Genomic DNA, 15,274 nt, shown 5'->3' on the forward strand with positions numbered 1-15,274 from the left:
TCTCAGCTCTGCGCCGCGGCCATGACGGCCTCGTCGACGTCGCGTCCCTCTGCCTCGGCCTGGGCCATCGCGTCCAGGACCCGCCGGTAGTCGCGCGGCATGATCTTGGTGAAGCGGGAGGCGGCGGCGTCCCAGTCCTCCAGCAGCCGCCGCGCCACCGCCGAGCCGGTCTCGGCCAGGTGCCGCTCGGTCAGCGCCCGGACGGCCTCGACGTCCGCGGCGTCCAGCGGCACCAGGTCGACCATCTCGCCGTTGACCCGCTCGGGCACCAGGTCCAGGACGTAGGCGATGCCGCCGGACATGCCGGCCGCGAGGTTGCGCCCCGTCCGGCCGAGGATCACCGCGCGGCCCCCGGTCATGTACTCGCAGGCGTGGTCGCCGACGCCCTCGACGACGGCGGTGGCGCCGGAGTTGCGGACGCAGAACCGCTCGCCGACGACCCCGCGGGCGAACAGCTCGCCGGACGTGGCCCCGTACAGGATCACGTTGCCGCCGATGATCTGCTCCTCGGCGGCGAAGGCCGCGTCCCGCGCAGGACGCAGCGTCACCCGCCCGCCGGACAGGCCCTTGCCGACGTAGTCGTTGGCGTCGCCGACGAGCCGCAGGGTGACGCCGCGCGGCATGAACGCGCCGAAGGAGTTGCCCGCCGAACCGGTGAAGGTGACGTCGATGGTGTCGTCGGGCAGCCCGCCGCCGCCCCACTTCTTGGTCACCTCGTGGCCGAGCATGGTCCCGACCGTCCGGTTGACGTTGCGGATCGGCAGTTCCAGCCGCACCGGGTCGCCGAAGGAGATCGCGCCCTCGGCGAGCTGGATCAGCGTGTTGTCCAGGGCCTTCTCCAGCCCGTGGTCCTGCTCGACCGTCCGGTGCAGGGCCGTGCCCTCCGCCAGCGCCGGGACGTGCAGGATCGGCGCCAGGTCGAGGCCGGCGGCCTTCCAGTGCTCGACCGCCTCGCGGGTGTCGATCATCTCGACGCGGCCGATCGCCTCGTCCAGCGACCGGAACCCGAGGGCCGCGAGGTACTCGCGGACCTCCTCGGCGACGAACTCGAAGAAGTTCACCACGAACTCGGGCTTGCCGGAGAACCGCTGCCGCAGCACGGGGTTCTGGGTGGCGACGCCGACCGGGCAGGTGTCCAGGTGGCAGACCCGCATCATGATGCAGCCCGACACCACCAGCGGCGCGGTCGCGAAACCGTACTCCTCCGCGCCGAGCAGCGCCGCGACGACCACGTCGCGGCCGGTCTTCATCTGCCCGTCGGTCTGCACGACGATGCGGTCGCGCAGCCCGTTCAACAGCAGCGTCTGCTGGGTCTCGGCGAGGCCGAGCTCCCACGGCGCGCCCGCGTGCTTCAGCGACGTCAGCGGGGACGCGCCCGTCCCGCCGTCGTGCCCCGAGATGAGCACCACATCGGCGTGGGCCTTGGACACCCCGGCCGCGACCGTGCCGACGCCGACCTCGGAGACGAGCTTGACGTGCACGCGCGCCGCCGGGTTGGCGTTCTTCAGGTCGTGGATGAGCTGCGCCAGGTCCTCGATCGAGTAGATGTCGTGGTGCGGCGGCGGCGAGATGAGGCCGACGCCCGGGGTGGAGTGCCGCGTCTTGGCGATCCACGGGTAGACCTTGTGGCCGGGCAGCTGGCCGCCCTCGCCGGGCTTGGCGCCCTGCGCCATCTTGATCTGGATGTCGTCGGCGTTGGTGAGGTACTCCGAAGTCACGCCGAACCGGCCGGAGGCCACCTGCTTGATCGCGCTGCGCCGCAGGTCGCCGTTCTCGTCCGGGACGAAGCGCGCCGGGTCCTCGCCGCCCTCGCCGGTGTTGGACTTGCCGCCGAGGCGGTTCATCGCGATCGCGAGGGTCTCGTGCGCCTCAGCCGAGATGGAGCCGTAGGACATCGCGCCGGTGGAGAACCGCTTGACGATCTCCGATACCGGCTCGACCTCCTCGATCGGCACCGGCTCGCGCTCGCCCTCGCGGAGCCGGAACAGCCCGCGGAGCGTCATCAGCTTCTCGGCCTGCGAGTCGACCTTGGAGGTGTACTCCTTGAAGATCTCGTAGCGGCGGGTGCGGGTGGCGTGCTGGAGCTTGAACACCGTGTCCGGGTTGAACAGGTGCGGCTCGCCCTCGCGGCGCCACTGGTACTCGCCGCCGACCTCCAGGGTGCGGTGCGCCAGGTCGTTGCCGCGCGGCGGGTACGCGCGCGCGTGCCGCTCGGCGACCTCGCGGGCCAGCACGTCGAAGCCGACGCCGCCGAGCCGCGAGGTGGTGCCGGTGAAGCACCGCGCCACCACGTCCGCGCCGAGCCCGATCGCCTCGAAGATCTGCGCGCCGGTGTAGGACGCGACCGTGGACACGCCCATCTTCGACATGATCTTCAGGACGCCCTTGCCGTAGGCCTTCACCAGGTTCCGGCCGGCCCTGGCCGGGTCCGTCCCCTCGATCACGCCGCCGCGCACGAGGTCCTCGACGGTCTCGATCGCCAGGTACGGGTTGATCGCGGACGCGCCGTACCCGATGAGCAGCGCCATGTGGTGGCACTCGCGGGCCTCGCCCGTCTCGATCACCAGGCCGACCTGGGTGCGGGTCTTCTCCCGGATCAGGTGGTGGTGCACGGCGCCGGTCAGCAGCAGCGACGGGATCGCGGCGCGGGCCGAGTCGGCGCCGCGGTCCGACAGCACGATGATCCGCGCGCCGGCCTCGATGGCCCGGCTGACCTCGGAGTTGATCTCCTCCAGGCGCGCCTGCAGGGCCTCTCCCCCGCCGGCGACGTCGTACAGGCCCTGCACGACGTGCGCGGCCAGGTGCGGCAGCGACCCCTCGTCGTCGATGTGGATGATCTTGGAAAGTTCGTCGTTGTCCAGGATCGGGGTGGGCAGCACCAGGCGCCGGCACGAGTCCGGGCCGGGGTCCAGCAGGTTGCCCTCCGGGCCGAGCGTGGACTGCAGCGAGGTGACGAGCTCCTCGCGGATCGCGTCCAGCGGCGGGTTCGTGACCTGCGCGAACAGCTGCTTGAAGTAGTCGAACAGCAGCCGCGGGCGCTCGGAGAGCACCGCGATCGGGGTGTCGGTGCCCATCGACCCGATCGGCTCCGCGCCCGTCCGCGCCATCGGCGTCAGGATGATCCGCTGCTCTTCGAGCGTGTAGCCGAACGTCTGCTGCCGCCGGACCAGCGTCTCGTGGGTCGGGATCTCCCGCTCGCGCTGCGGCAGCTCCTCGAACCGGACCAGGCCCTCGTGCAGCCACTCCCCGTACGGGTGCTCGGCGGCCAGCTCGGCCTTGACCTCGTCGTCCTCGACGATCCGCCCGGCGGCGGTGTCGACGAGGAAGATCTTGCCGGGCTGCAGGCGGCCCTTGCGGACGACCTTGGCGGCGGGGATGTCGAGCACGCCGGCCTCGCTGGCCAGCACGACCAGGCCGTCGTCGGTCACCCAGTACCGGCCCGGGCGCAGCCCGTTGCGGTCCAGGACGGCGCCGACGACGGTGCCGTCGGTGAAGCTGACGCTGGCGGGGCCGTCCCACGCCTCCATCAGCGTGGAGTGGAACTCGTAGAACGCCCGCCGCTCGGCGTCCATCTCGGTGTGGTTCTCCCACGCCTCCGGGATCATCATCAGCACCGCGTGCGGCAGCGACCGGCCGCCCAGGTGCAGCAGCTCCAGGCACTCGTCGAACGACGCGGTGTCGGACGCCTCGATGTCGATCACCGGGAAGATCCGGGAGATGTCGCCGGGCAGCAGGTCGGACTTCAGCAGCGCCTCGCGGGCCCGCATCCAGTTCCGGTTGCCCTTCACGGTGTTGATCTCGCCGTTGTGGGCGATGAACCGGTACGGGTGCGCCAGCTCCCAGGCCGGGAAGGTGTTCGTCGAGAACCGCGAGTGGACCAGCGCGATCGCGCTGGTGAAGCGGCGGTCCGACAGGTCGGGGAAGAACGGCTCCAGCTGCGGGGTCGTCAGCATCCCCTTGTAGACGATCGTGCGGCTGGACAGGCTCGGGAAGTAGACCCGCACGTCCTGCTCGGCGCGCTCGCGCATGCAGAACACGGCGCGGTCCAGCTCCAGGCCGGTCCTGCCCTCGTGCGGGCCGCCGTCCGCGGGGGCGACGAACAGCTGCGCGAAGTGCGGCATCACCCGGCGGGCGGCCGGGCCCGTGAAGCGCGGGTCGTGCGGGAGCTCGCGCCAGCCGAGGACCGTCAGGCCCTCCTCCACGCACAGCGTCTCGACGTGGGCGACCGCGGCGGCGCGCTCGTCGCCGTCCGCGGGGAGGAACGCGATGCCGGCCGCGTAGCCGCCGGCCGCGGGGAGCGGGAAGTCGCAGACCTCGCGGAAGAACGCGTCCGGGATCTGGACGAGGATGCCGACGCCGTCGCCGTCGTCCGGCTCCGCGCCGACGGCCCCTCGGTGGTCCAGGTTCTTCAGGACGTCCAGGGCGTTCTGGACGATGTCGTGGCTCTTGCGTCCGTGCAGGTCGGCGACCATGCCGACGCCGCAGGCGTCATGCTCGTTGGCCGGGTCGTACAGGCCTTGCGGCTGGGGGCGGCCCGGTGCACGGCCATCAGGTGTGAGGGCAGCAGCAGCCATCAACCCTCCCGTCGTCGTGTCACTGCTTCGATGTCAGTGCGGCACGGGACGACGTTGGCCCTGCTGCGGTGAGATGACATTACATCACTGCCGGGATCATGCCCGACTGCACCAGATCGCGAAACTTCTTCGTGGCGATCGGGCGCGCGTCATCTCGGATTGGTTTAGACCAGGCTACCGGCTGGGCCCGGAAGCCGAACGCCGTGACCTCGGTGAGGCTCATCACCGGTACGCGATGTTTACGGCGCTCCGCCGAAGACCTACCGAAAAGCGCCCTTCCCCAAACCCCGGGCGGACCTCGGGCCGCGGGACGGGCTCAGCCGGTCCCGCGGGCCGCGCGGACGAGCACCGCCGGGGCCTTGCCGCCCTCGATCAGCAGCGACAGCAGGGTCTCGTCCTTCTCATCGCCCTTGCCGTCCAGGCGCTGCGCCCACGACACCACCGCGAAGTGCCCCATCGCGAGGCCCCGCGCCATCCCGAAGCCCCGTCCGAACCGGTCCAGCGGCGCGGGCGCCTCCAGCGGCCGGACGAAACCCGCGCCGATCGTGGTCTCCAGCCTGGCCACGAACCGGTCGGCGTCCGCCGACCCGGCGAGGTTGAACACGACGACGGCCAGCGCGTAGCCGTGCTCGGTGTCGGAGTAGATCCCGCGCGCCGCCTGCGTGCAGCCGCCCTTGGCGAGCTCCTCGCCGACGGACCCGCCCCACACGGCGGCGGCGCAGTCGCCGTCGAGCCGCTTGGCGCGCAGCTTCACCGAGACCTTCCCGTCCGGAAGGGGCAGCTTCGCCGCCGAGGACGGGAACGCCTCGCCCTCGGTGAGGGGCTGGGGATCGGCACTGCGGTTCGCGATCCCGGCATAGGCGGAGCTGGACGGCGAATTGGAGTAGGAGGTCGGCGACGGGCCCGTCCCGGCGGGCCGCCCGATCGGCGCGCCGCCCGCGTCCCGGGTCTTGGCGCCGGAGTCGCCACCGCCGCTCAGGACGACGGCGCCGACGCCCAGCAGCATCAACACGCCCAGCACGGCCGCCGCGCCGAAGTACAGCTTCGGGTTCGGCTTGCCCGCGCCCCGTGGCGCGGCCTGCCGGCGGTCAGGCGCGGCGGGACGCCCCGGGGGCCTGCCCGCGTTCTTCGCCTGCCCGCGCTTGGCCTTGCCACCGGCCTTGCGGCCGGCCTCGCCGTCGGCCTTGCGGCCGGTCTTGCCATCGGCCTTACGGCCGGTCTTGCCGCGTTTCTCCGGCCGCCTGGAACGGGCCTGGCCGCCGGAACGACCCTCCGGCGGGAGGGCGGCGCGGGCGTCCTCCGACGCGTACGCGTCGTCCTGGACGGCGTCCTCATACGGAGCGTCCCCGTATTGGGGGTCGCCGTACTGCGCGTCGCCGTACTGGGCGCCGCTGTACTGGGCGTCCTCGTAGGGGGCGTCGTCGTAGGGCGTCCGCGGTGGCGGCGGGGCGGGGCGTTCCCGGCGCGCCGCGGTGCGGCGGGGCGGCGGCCTCCGGCGCGGGCCGCCCGACCGGGACTGCGCGGTCCGGCGCGCGGGAGGCTGCCGGCGGCCCGGACGGCTCACCGGAGGCCGCCCCGAGCCGCCGCGGCGGTGCTCATCGGGATCCACGACCGCGCAGACTACTCGCCGCCGGCGGGCGGCGCGCCCGCACCCGGCCGGATCACTGCCCGGTCTTCCCGCCGGAGACCAGGTCGAGGCGCCCGTACAGGAAGTCGGCGGCGTTCTCGATGGCCAGGCTCACATCGATCATCTCGTTCAGCGAGGCGGGCTGCGCGCCGCCGGCCCGCTCCACCCACGTGACCACGGCGTAGTGGCCGTAGGTCTTGGTGTAGGCGGCGGTGAAGCCGGGCCCGAACGCGGGGACGCCCTTCGGCTGCAGCGGGGACACCCAGCCGGCGGCGGTCGCCGGCTCCAGGTCGCGGAGGATCTGCTTGACGCCCTCCTCGCTCACGAGGTTGATCACGGCGAACTGGCCGACGTGCCTCTTGTCGGCGCTGACGTAGGCCGCGCGGGCGATCTGGGTGCACTGGTACTTGGCGAGGTCGCCCTGCAGCCGGCCGCCCCAGGTGGCGGTCTTGCAGTCGGCGCTCAGCTGGGACTCGGCCAGCGTGAACGTGTACTTGCCCGACTTCAGCGTCTTGGTGGAGAACGCCTCGCCCTCGGTGATCGGACGGGGGTCGTTCGAGCGGGAGGCGAGCTTGGCGAAGCCCTCGCCGAGGTAGTCCGGCGCGTACGCGGTCGGCACCGCGCGCTGCTGCGGCTTCGCCTCGTCGCCGCCGCCGGTCAGCAGGACCACCGCGACCACCGCGACGATCACAGCGACCAGCGCGGCGGCCGCGCCCAGCAGCAGCTTCGGACTGGGGAGCTTGCGGCCGGACTTGTCCTCCGGCCAGAAGTCCCGCCGGCGGCCCTCGGCGGCCTCGGCGGAACCGGTGTCAGAAGCCTCGATCACAGCCCCGGAGCTTAGCGGTCCGGATCCCCCTCGCGCGGCCAAAAGGGTGTTTCGCCCAGATTCCTTGGGGCTACAGCCCGTTACTGCCGATCAGTGCGCCGAACCCGTAGGTGATCAACGCCGCGGCGGCGCCGAACAGCAGCTGCCGCGACCCGCCGAACCACCACGCCCGGGCTGTGATCCGCGACACCAGTGCCCCGGCGCAGAAGAGCCCGAGCGCCGCGATGCCCGCCGCGGGCCACAGGCTGGTCGCGCCCAGCAGGTACGGCAGCACCGGCAGCAGCGCGCCGACCGCGAACGACAGGAACGACGAGCCCGCCGCCAGGACCGGCGAGGGCAGGTCGCCGAGCGTCACCCCGAGTTCCTCCCGGGTGTGCACCTCCAGGGCCTCCTCGGGGTCGCGCGACAGCTGCCGCGCGACCTCGGCGGCCGTCTCGGGGTCGACGCCGCGCGCCTCGAAGACCTCAGCCAGCTCCCGCTGCTCGGCCACCGGGTGGCGGGCCAGCTCCAGCCGCTCCACCTCGATCTCCGCCTGCGCCAGCTCCGACTGGGAGGCGACCGAGATGTACTCCCCCGCCGCCATCGAGAACGCACCCGCCGCCAGCCCCGCCAGGCCCGCCAGCAGCACGACCTTCTGGGTCGCCTGGCCGCCCGCGACCCCGGCGATCAGGGCGAAGTTGGAGACCAGCCCGTCCATCGCGCCGAACACCGCGGGCCGCAGCCAGCCGCCGGTGACGTCCCGGTGCTGGTGGTGCTGTTCCGGCCGCACGCCGTGCTTCTCATCTGTGTCGGACACAGTCGCCGTTTCCTACTTCCCGTCCTTGACGGGCTCCCCCTTCTCCACCCGGTCGTGGGCGGTGGCACCGTCAGCCTCATTCTCCCCGGCTTCGTCCTCCGCCTCGGCGGCGGGGGTCTCGGTGCGGGCCCCGGCCTCGGGCTCGGCCTCGGGCTCGGGCTCGCTCTCGGGCTCGCTCTCGCTCTCGGTCTCGGCCTCGGGCTCGGGCTCGCTCTCGGGCTCGGCCTCGGGCTCGGCCGGTTCGTCGGCCTTCGCCTCCGGTGCGGAACCCTCCTCAGGGGCCTCGGGGGCGGGCTCGGGCTCCTCGGAGGACGTCGCCTCCGGCTCCCCGCCGTCCGCCTCGGGCGCCGCCTCCGGCTCCCCGGCCGCCGGGACGGGCTCCTCGGTCTCCGGGGCCGCGGCCTCGGCCACCTCGTCCTGCGCCGCCGGCTCCTCGGCCGGTTCCTCGTCCGCATGCCCCGCGGCGGCCACGGCGGTGGTGCCGTCCGGCTCTTCGGCCGTCGCCTCGGGTTCCGCCGCGGCGGGGGCGGCGGACGGCGCGGCCGACGCCGGGGCGCCGACGTTCTCCGGGCCGGTGCGCCCGCGGGCCAGGTACAGGTAGGCGACCGCGCCGGCGAAGACGACGATGGACGTCCAGTCGTTGAGCCTCAGCCCGAGGACGTGGTGGGCGTCGTCGATGCGCAGCGCCTCGATCCAGCCGCGCCCGACGGTGTAGGCGGCGACGTAGAGGGCGAAGGCGCGCCCGTGCGTGAGCTTGTAGCGGCGGTCGGCCCAGATCACCAGGATCGCGACGCCGATGCACCACAGCGACTCGTACAGGAACGTCGGATGGTAGGTGGCGACGTCGGCGTACTTGGGGTCGAGGCCGGGCCCGCCGTCCAGCATCGGCCGGTGGTTCTCGTCGATCTTCAGTGCCCAGAAGGTGTCCAGCGGGCGGCCGTACAGCTCCTGGTTCCAGTAGTTGCCCCAGCGGCCGATCGCCTGCGCGAGCGCGATGCCCGGGGCCACCGCGTCGCCGAGCGCCAGCACCGAGATCCCCCGCCGCCGGCAGCCGATGATCGCGCCGACCGCGCCGAGCGCGACGGCGCCCCAGATGCCGAGGCCGCCCTTCCAGACCTCCAGGGCCCGGATCGGGTCGCCGCCCTCCCCGAAGTAGCGCTGGTAGTCGGTGACCACGTGGTAGAGCCGCCCGCCGACCAGGCCGAACGGCACCGCCCACACGGCCACGTCGATGATCACGCCGGGGGTGCCGCCCTTGGCGGCCCAGCGGCGCTCGCCCAGCCAGACCGCGGCGACGATGCCAAGGATGATCATGATGGCGTAGGCGCGCAGCGGCACGGGGCCGAGGTGCCAGACGCCCTGCGAGGGACTCGGTATGTAGGCGACCGGGTGCATGACCGTTGACGTTACCGCCTCCGGGGCACAGCGCGCGCCTCCTCTAGGACCGCGACGAGATCGTCATCATCGCGGCCCCCTCGCCGGAGCGCCCCGCCGTGCCGCCGGACTGCGTGCTCCCCGGCTGGGGCGTGCCGCCGCCGGCCTCCGCGACGGCCTTCCTGAGGTCGTCCGGCGAGGCCAGGGCGTCGTTGCCGACCTTCTTGCCGTTCAGCGCGAGGTACGGGGTCGCGTCGACGCCCGCCCGCCCGGCCTGGGCGCTCGCCTGGTCCACCGTTTTGATCTTCTGGTCGCCGCGGACGCAGGCGCCGAAGGAGGGGTCGGTGACCCCCAGCTGCTCGCCCCACCTGACGAGGTCGCCGGTGGAGAAGCCCGTGTCGCCCTCGGGCGGCTGCTCGGCGTAGAGCTTGTCGTGGTAGGCGACCCAGTGGTCGGCGGGCATGCAGGCGGCGGCGTTCGCGGCCCGCCGGGAGTTCGACATCAGCGGGTCCTGCTGGAAGAGCTGGAACGGCCGGTAGACGACCCTGACCTTGCCCTGCGCGGCGAGCTCCTTCATCGTCGCGCCGACCCGCTCCTCCATGGCCTTGCACGCGGGGCACTGGAAGTCCTCCCAGACGTCCAGGACCGGGGAGGAGACCCCCGGCTGCGCCATGGCGACCGACCCGTCCTGCTGGCGGGCGGCGGGCGCCAGCGCGCCCTTGTAGGAGTTCTGGAGGGGCTTCTCGCCGGTCCGGGACAGCGCGACGACGACCACCACGACCGCGACCGCCGCCACGGTGAGGGCGCCGAGGGCGACGAGCAGCGCCCGCCGGCGCCGGCGCCGGACCGCGGCCCGCGTCCGTTCGTCCGCGAGCCGCTTGCGCGCGGACGGTTCCCTGCCCTGCTCGCTCATCGATCCCCCGATCGCTACTCTGCGTGTTGGTGAGCGTCTACGAGAGTAGCGGGCACGGCCCCGCCGGACGGCGGAAAAGCGCCACGCCGCGCCGTCCCCGGAGGGGACGGCGCGGCGTGGCGCTTCGGCGTTCAGGCGTCCTGGACGCGGCCGGTCACTTGCTGGCGGCGGCCGCGGCGTCGATCGCCGCCCGCAGCCCGGCGGGGTTCATGAACTGCGTCTGGTCGAGCTGCTTGCCGTTCAGGAAGACGCTCGGGGTGCCCTGGACGCCGCGGTCCTGGAGGGCGTACTTGGTCATCGCGTCGACCGTCGACTTCTTCTGCTCGTCCCGCACGCACTTCTCGAAGTTCGGGTCGGTGACGCCGACGTCCTTGCCCCACTTGACGAGGTCGTCGGGCGAGAAGCCCTTCTCGCCCTCGGGGGGCTGGAACTTGAAGAGCGCGTCGTGGTAGGAGACCCACTGGCCGGCGGGCACGCACAGCGCCGCCTCGGCCGAGCGCAGCGAGTTGATCCGGACGGGGTCCTTCTGCTGCCCGAACAGGTGGAACGGCCGGTAGACGACCTTGACCTTGCCCTGCTGGGCGAGCTGCTGGACGGTCTTGCCGGTGGCGGCCTCGAACTGCTTGCAGATCGGGCACTGGAAGTCCTCGAAGATCTCCAGTTCCGGCTTGCTCACCCCGGACTGCGCCATGAGGATGGAGCCGTCGGCCTGGCGGCTGACGGGGGCGAGCGCGCCCTGGTGCACCTCGGCCCGGCCGTTCTTGTTCTTCTGGTCGATGATGAGGACGGTCGCGACCACGACCACCGCCACGACCACCACCGACCCGAGGACGATGGCGAGCAGCCGCCGCTGCTTCTCCCGCGCCGCCTGCCGCTTGCGCTCGGCGGCCAGGCGCTCCCTCGCGGACCGCTCTCGTGCGGCCTTGCTCATTGGTTCTCCTATAGCGTGCGGACCCGCGCCGGCAGAGTGCGGCGCGCTACGACGGCGAGACTAGTCGACCTGGCCGACCCGCCGGAATTCGTCGGCCAGGACGAGGAGGAACAGCAGGACGGTGATGACGTGGACGCCGGTGCACCACAGGCAGATCTTGTGCAGGAGCGCCAGCTCCACGGTCACCAGGTAGACCACGAACAGCACGCCCACCGCGACGGACGCGATCCGTCCCCAGCGCAGCGGCGGCCAGGTCGACCGCAGCGCCCACGGCGTCATCAGCGCGCCGAACGCCAGGAAGAACGCCAGGCCGTACAGCGGCATCGGGAGGCCCGCCAGGGTGGAGTACTCGCTGGTGGTGACGGCGTGGCAGTCGACGGTCCTGGACGCCGAGCACACCAGGGCGCCCTCGTCGTAGTGCGAGATCGTGAGGTACACGGAGATGCCGAACCCGGCGAGGGTCAGCACCCACGCCGTGATCTGGAGCCACGCGGGGGGCAGCGGTTGCCGCACGGCCCCGGCCCGGCTCTTCACCGTCATCTCTTGCGTCATCGTGTTCCTCCCGGGACCGCCTGTGCCGGCGACCACACCCTATTGGCTGCCGGCGGTCCCACAAGCCTTCAACTCGGGTGAGGGCGCGGCGAGTTCCCGCGACCTGGCGGGACGTCCGGGCGGAGCCGGGTTTCGCCGGTCCCGCGCGGACGCCCCGGGCTGTCCGGAATGATCAGCGGACGTGCCGCACGCCCGCGGCGAGCTCCTCGGTGAGCTCCCGGACCCCGGCGAGACCGGAGGCGAGGTCGGGGGCGTCCAGCAGGCGGCGGATGAACGCCGATCCGACGATCACGCCGTCGGCGAACCCGGCGACCTCCGCGGCCTGGGCGCCTGTGCCGACGCCGAGGCCGAGGCCGACCGGCAGGCCCGTGCCGTCCTCGTCCACGACGGCGCGGGTCCGCTCGACCAGCCGCTGGGCGCCGGTGTCGAGGGCGGAGCGGGCGCCGGTGACGCCCATCAGCGAGGCCGCGTAGACGAAGCCGCGGCACGCCCGGGTGATCGTCCCGATGCGCTCGTCGGTGGAGCTGAGCGCGACGAGGAACACGCGGTCGAGGCCGTGGGCGTCGGACGCCTCCAGCCACGGCCCGGCCTCCTCGGGCGAGAGGTCGGGCGTGATCAGGCCGGATCCGCCGGCGGAGGCGAGGTCGCGGGCGAACCGGTCGACGCCGTAGTGGTCGACCGGGTTCCAGTACGTCATCACGAGGACCGGGACGCCGGTGGCCGCGACGGCCTCGACCGTGCGGAACACGTCCGCGACGCGGACGCCGCCGACGAGCGCCCGGTGGACGGCGTCCTGGATGGTGGGGCCGTCCATCATCGGGTCGGTGTAGGGCAGGCCGATCTCGATGACGTCGCAGCCCGCGTCCACCATCGTCCTGGCCGCCTGCACGGCGCCCTCGTAGCTGGGGAACCCCGCGGGCAGGTATCCGACGAGGGCGGCGCGCCCGTCGGCCCTGGCCTTGTCGTAGGCGATCCGGGCGCTCACGCGTTCTCTCCCTCGGGCATCAGGCCGAAGAAGGCGGCGGCCGTGTGCATGTCCTTGTCGCCCCGTCCGGACAGGCAGACGACGATCGTGGCGTCCGGGCCGAGCTCCTTGCCGACCTTGAGCGCGCCGGCGAGCGCGTGCGCGGACTCGATCGCCGGGATGATGCCCTCGGTGCGGCACAGCAGCGCGAACGCCTCCATCGCCTCGGCGTCGGTGATCTCGCGGTACTCGGCGCGGCCGGTCTCGTGCAGCCACGAGTGCTCGGGACCGACGCCGGGGTAGTCGAGCCCGGCCGAGATCGAGTGGGTCTCCAGGGTCTGGCCGTCCTCGTCCTGCAGCAGGTAGGTCCGCATGCCGTGGATGACGCCGAGGGAGCCGCCGACGAGGGTCGCGGCGTGCTTGCCGGTGGCGACGCCCTCGCCGCCCGCCTCGAACCCGATCAGCCGGACGGACTCGTCGCCGACGAACGCGTGGAAGGTGCCGATCGCGTTGGAGCCGCCGCCCACGCAGGCGACGACGGCGTCCGGGAGGGCGCCGGTCATCTCCACGCACTGCCGCCTGGCCTCGACGCCGATGACGCGCTGGAAGTCGCGGACCATCACCGGGAACGGGTGCGGGCCCATCACCGAGCCGATGCAGTAGTGGGTGTCCTCGACGCTGGCGACCCAGTCGCGGAACGCCTCGTTGCAGGCGTCCTTGAGGGTGCGGCTGCCGGTCCGGACGGGGACCACCTCGGCGCCGAGCATCCGCATCCGGGCGACGTTGAGGGCCTGCCGCTCGGTGTCGACCTCGCCCATGTAGACGGTGCAGCTCAGGCCGAGCAGGGCCGCGGCGGTGGCGGTGGCGACGCCGTGCTGGCCGGCGCCGGTCTCGGCGATCACGCGGGACTTGCCCATCCGCCGCGTGAGCAGCGCCTGGCCGAGCACATTGTTGATCTTGTGGGAGCCGGTGTGGTTGAGGTCCTCGCGCTTGAGCAGCACCCGGGCCCCCGCGTGCTCGGAGAAGCGCCGGGCCTCCGTCAGCAGGCTGGGACGGCCCGCATAGCCGGCGAGCAGGTCCTCCAGCTCGGCGACGAAGGCCGGGTCGTTCTTGGCGGTCTCGAACTCGTGAGCGAGCTCGTCCAGGGCCGCCATGAGGGCCTCGGGGGCGAAGCGCCCGCCGAAGGGGCCGAAGTGGCCCGTGGCGTCGGGCAGGGCTTCAGCACCGCGCGCGGCGGTGTCCATGGTCATGAGAAAACGCGTCCTGTCGTGGGAGAAGCGGCTGATCCGGTCACTGGGGTCCTGGACTAGCCCCGCCATCGCTCCCGGAGCGGTTCGACCTGCATGCCCGTAACCCTATCCACTCGTCGCGGGGGTTTCTCAGCCGCTCTGGCGCAGCGCCGGGTGGGCGCCGGCGGCGACGAGGTCGGCGACCGCGGCGCGCGGGTCCTTGCCGATCACGAGGCTCTCCCCGACCAGCACCGCGTCGGCGCCGCTGGAGGCGTAGGCGAGCAGGTCGTGCGGGCCCCGCACCCCGGACTCGGCGACCTTCACGACGTCCTTGGGGATGAGGGGCGCGACCCGGGCGAACACGCCGCGGTCGACCTGCAGCGTGCGCAGGTCTCGGGCGTTCACGCCGATGACCTTGGCGCCGGCGTCGACCGCGCGGGCCGCCTCCTCCTCGGTGTGCACCTCGACGAGCGGGACGAGCCCGATCGACTCGGCGCGCTCGACCAGCGAGACCAGCGCGTCCTGCTCCAGCGCGGCGACGATCAGCAGCGCCATGTCGGCGCCCGCGGCCCGCGCCTCCCACAGCTGGTAGGAGGTGACGATGAAGTCCTTGCGCAGGAGGGCGACGTCGACGTTGGCGCGGACCTCGGCGAGGTCGGCCAGGCTGCCGCCGAACCGGCGCCGCTCGGTCAGCACGCTGATCACCTTGGCGCCGCCGGCCTCGTAGTCGCGGGCGAGCGCGGCGGGGTCGGCGATCGCGGCGAGCGCGCCCTTGGACGGGCTGCTGCGCTTGACCTCGGCGATGACCGAGACGCCCTGCCCCCGCAGCGCGCCGAGCGCGTCCCTCGGGGCCGGGGCCTTCGCCGCCCGCTCCTTGAGGGCGTCGAGCGGGACCTCGCGCTGCCTGTCGGCGAGATCGGCCCGGACGCCTTCGATGATCTCGTCCAAAACGCTCAAGGTCGCAGGCCCCCTATTTCAGGTCGTTCCGTGCACCGATCGTAGCCGCCCCCTCCGACGCGTCCCGCACCCGGGAGGGCCGTGCGGTCTCCCCGCCGGCCGGGCCGCGCGCGTCAGGGCGCGAGCACGTGCGCGAACGGCAGGTTGCGCGCGATCCAGTAGACGATGAGAAGGCCGACGAACGAATACGCGACGGCCGGCTTGAACAGCGCGGACCGCATGGGCAGCCCCTGCGCGGTCCTGACCGTCCACCGCGCGTACAGGTAGCCGAAGACCGGCAGCAGGACGAAGAGGAGCGGGTTGAGGCCGAACGCGGTGCCCGCGTGCCCGTGCGCCAGCGCGTAGACGAGCCGCGTCATCCCGCACCCGGGGCAGTAGTAGCCGGTCAGCGTCAGGAAGGGGCAGCCCGGGTAGTGCCCCGGCTCGTTGGGGTCCGCCCGCAGCGCGATCACCAGGACCCCGCCGGCGACCCCGGCGAGCACGGCCGCGTGCGGCAGGAACGCTTGTGGGCGCGCGCGAGTCACGCCGTCC

13 protein-coding genes are annotated in these 15,274 nt (G+C 73.0%); all 13 read right to left on the reverse strand.

Going from position 1 to position 15,274, the window contains the following annotated elements:
• Positions 1 to 2 precede the first annotated feature (2 nt).
• On the reverse strand, positions 3 to 4,574 hold the full coding sequence (gltB, locus tag ABD944_RS12095; protein ID WP_345175393.1) for a glutamate synthase large subunit: 4,572 nt from the start codon (positions 4,572 to 4,574) through the stop codon (positions 3 to 5).
• A gap of 79 nt (positions 4,575 to 4,653) precedes the next feature.
• Positions 4,654 to 4,797, reverse strand: coding sequence for a hypothetical protein (locus ABD944_RS12100; protein ID WP_345175395.1), 144 nt, complete (start codon positions 4,795 to 4,797; stop codon positions 4,654 to 4,656).
• A gap of 93 nt (positions 4,798 to 4,890) precedes the next feature.
• Positions 4,891 to 6,183: a hypothetical protein gene (locus tag ABD944_RS12105; protein WP_345175397.1), complete on the reverse strand. Its 1,293-nt coding sequence runs from the start codon at positions 6,181 to 6,183 to the stop codon at positions 4,891 to 4,893.
• Positions 6,184 to 6,235: 52 nt separating this feature from the next.
• Positions 6,236 to 7,027: a hypothetical protein gene (locus ABD944_RS12110; RefSeq protein ID WP_345175398.1), complete on the reverse strand. Its 792-nt coding sequence runs from the start codon at positions 7,025 to 7,027 to the stop codon at positions 6,236 to 6,238.
• 70 nt (positions 7,028 to 7,097) lie between these two features.
• Complete coding sequence (locus ABD944_RS12115; RefSeq protein ID WP_345175399.1) at positions 7,098 to 7,823, reverse strand: VIT1/CCC1 transporter family protein; 726 nt, start codon at positions 7,821 to 7,823, stop codon at positions 7,098 to 7,100.
• 12 nt (positions 7,824 to 7,835) lie between these two features.
• Positions 7,836 to 9,218 carry a prolipoprotein diacylglyceryl transferase gene (lgt, locus tag ABD944_RS12120; protein WP_345175400.1) on the reverse strand — a complete coding sequence of 461 codons (1,383 nt, stop codon included), beginning with the start codon at positions 9,216 to 9,218 and terminating at the stop codon, positions 7,836 to 7,838.
• A 43-nt stretch (positions 9,219 to 9,261) separates the two neighbouring features.
• The gene (locus ABD944_RS12125; RefSeq protein WP_345175402.1) at positions 9,262 to 10,110 is read right to left on the reverse strand and encodes a DsbA family protein; all 849 of its coding nucleotides are present in this window, start codon (positions 10,108 to 10,110) and stop codon (positions 9,262 to 9,264) included.
• A gap of 154 nt (positions 10,111 to 10,264) precedes the next feature.
• The gene (locus ABD944_RS12130) at positions 10,265 to 11,041 is read right to left on the reverse strand and encodes a DsbA family protein (RefSeq protein WP_345175404.1); all 777 of its coding nucleotides are present in this window, start codon (positions 11,039 to 11,041) and stop codon (positions 10,265 to 10,267) included.
• A 60-nt stretch (positions 11,042 to 11,101) separates the two neighbouring features.
• On the reverse strand, positions 11,102 to 11,593 hold the full coding sequence (locus ABD944_RS12135; RefSeq protein ID WP_345175406.1) for a vitamin K epoxide reductase family protein: 492 nt from the start codon (positions 11,591 to 11,593) through the stop codon (positions 11,102 to 11,104).
• 172 nt (positions 11,594 to 11,765) lie between these two features.
• Positions 11,766 to 12,578, reverse strand: a complete 813-nt coding sequence (trpA, locus tag ABD944_RS12140; protein WP_345175408.1) for a tryptophan synthase subunit alpha — start codon at positions 12,576 to 12,578, stop codon at positions 11,766 to 11,768.
• Complete coding sequence (trpB, locus tag ABD944_RS12145; protein WP_345175409.1) at positions 12,575 to 13,807, reverse strand: tryptophan synthase subunit beta; 1,233 nt, start codon at positions 13,805 to 13,807, stop codon at positions 12,575 to 12,577. The genes trpA and trpB overlap by 4 nt, the downstream gene beginning before the upstream one ends.
• A gap of 129 nt (positions 13,808 to 13,936) precedes the next feature.
• Positions 13,937 to 14,743, reverse strand: a complete 807-nt coding sequence (trpC, locus tag ABD944_RS12150; protein WP_345175413.1) for an indole-3-glycerol phosphate synthase TrpC — start codon at positions 14,741 to 14,743, stop codon at positions 13,937 to 13,939.
• A 113-nt stretch (positions 14,744 to 14,856) separates the two neighbouring features.
• Positions 14,857 to 15,267: a DUF2752 domain-containing protein gene (locus ABD944_RS12155; protein ID WP_345175415.1), complete on the reverse strand. Its 411-nt coding sequence runs from the start codon at positions 15,265 to 15,267 to the stop codon at positions 14,857 to 14,859.
• Between the last annotated feature and the right edge of the window lie 7 nt (positions 15,268 to 15,274).

The organism is Actinomadura verrucosospora, assembly GCF_039540335.1.
GTDB lineage: Bacteria > Actinomycetota > Actinomycetes > Streptosporangiales > Streptosporangiaceae > Spirillospora > Spirillospora verrucosospora.

Bases quoted from the DNA above. Each gene is read 5' to 3' on its own strand.
- ABD944_RS12135 (WP_345175406.1), bottom strand. From the start codon at position 11,593: ATGACGCAAGAGATGACGGTGAAGAGCCGGGCCGGGGCCGTGCGGCAA.
- trpB (WP_345175409.1), bottom strand. From the start codon at position 13,807: ATGACCATGGACACCGCCGCGCGCGGTGCTGAAGCCCTGCCCGACGCC.
- gltB (WP_345175393.1), bottom strand. From the start codon at position 4,574: ATGGCTGCTGCTGCCCTCACACCTGATGGCCGTGCACCGGGCCGCCCC.
- ABD944_RS12125 (WP_345175402.1), bottom strand. From the start codon at position 10,110: ATGAGCGAGCAGGGCAGGGAACCGTCCGCGCGCAAGCGGCTCGCGGAC.
- ABD944_RS12100 (WP_345175395.1), bottom strand. From the start codon at position 4,797: ATGAGCCTCACCGAGGTCACGGCGTTCGGCTTCCGGGCCCAGCCGGTA.
- ABD944_RS12130 (WP_345175404.1), bottom strand. From the start codon at position 11,041: ATGAGCAAGGCCGCACGAGAGCGGTCCGCGAGGGAGCGCCTGGCCGCC.
- lgt (WP_345175400.1), bottom strand. From the start codon at position 9,218: ATGCACCCGGTCGCCTACATACCGAGTCCCTCGCAGGGCGTCTGGCAC.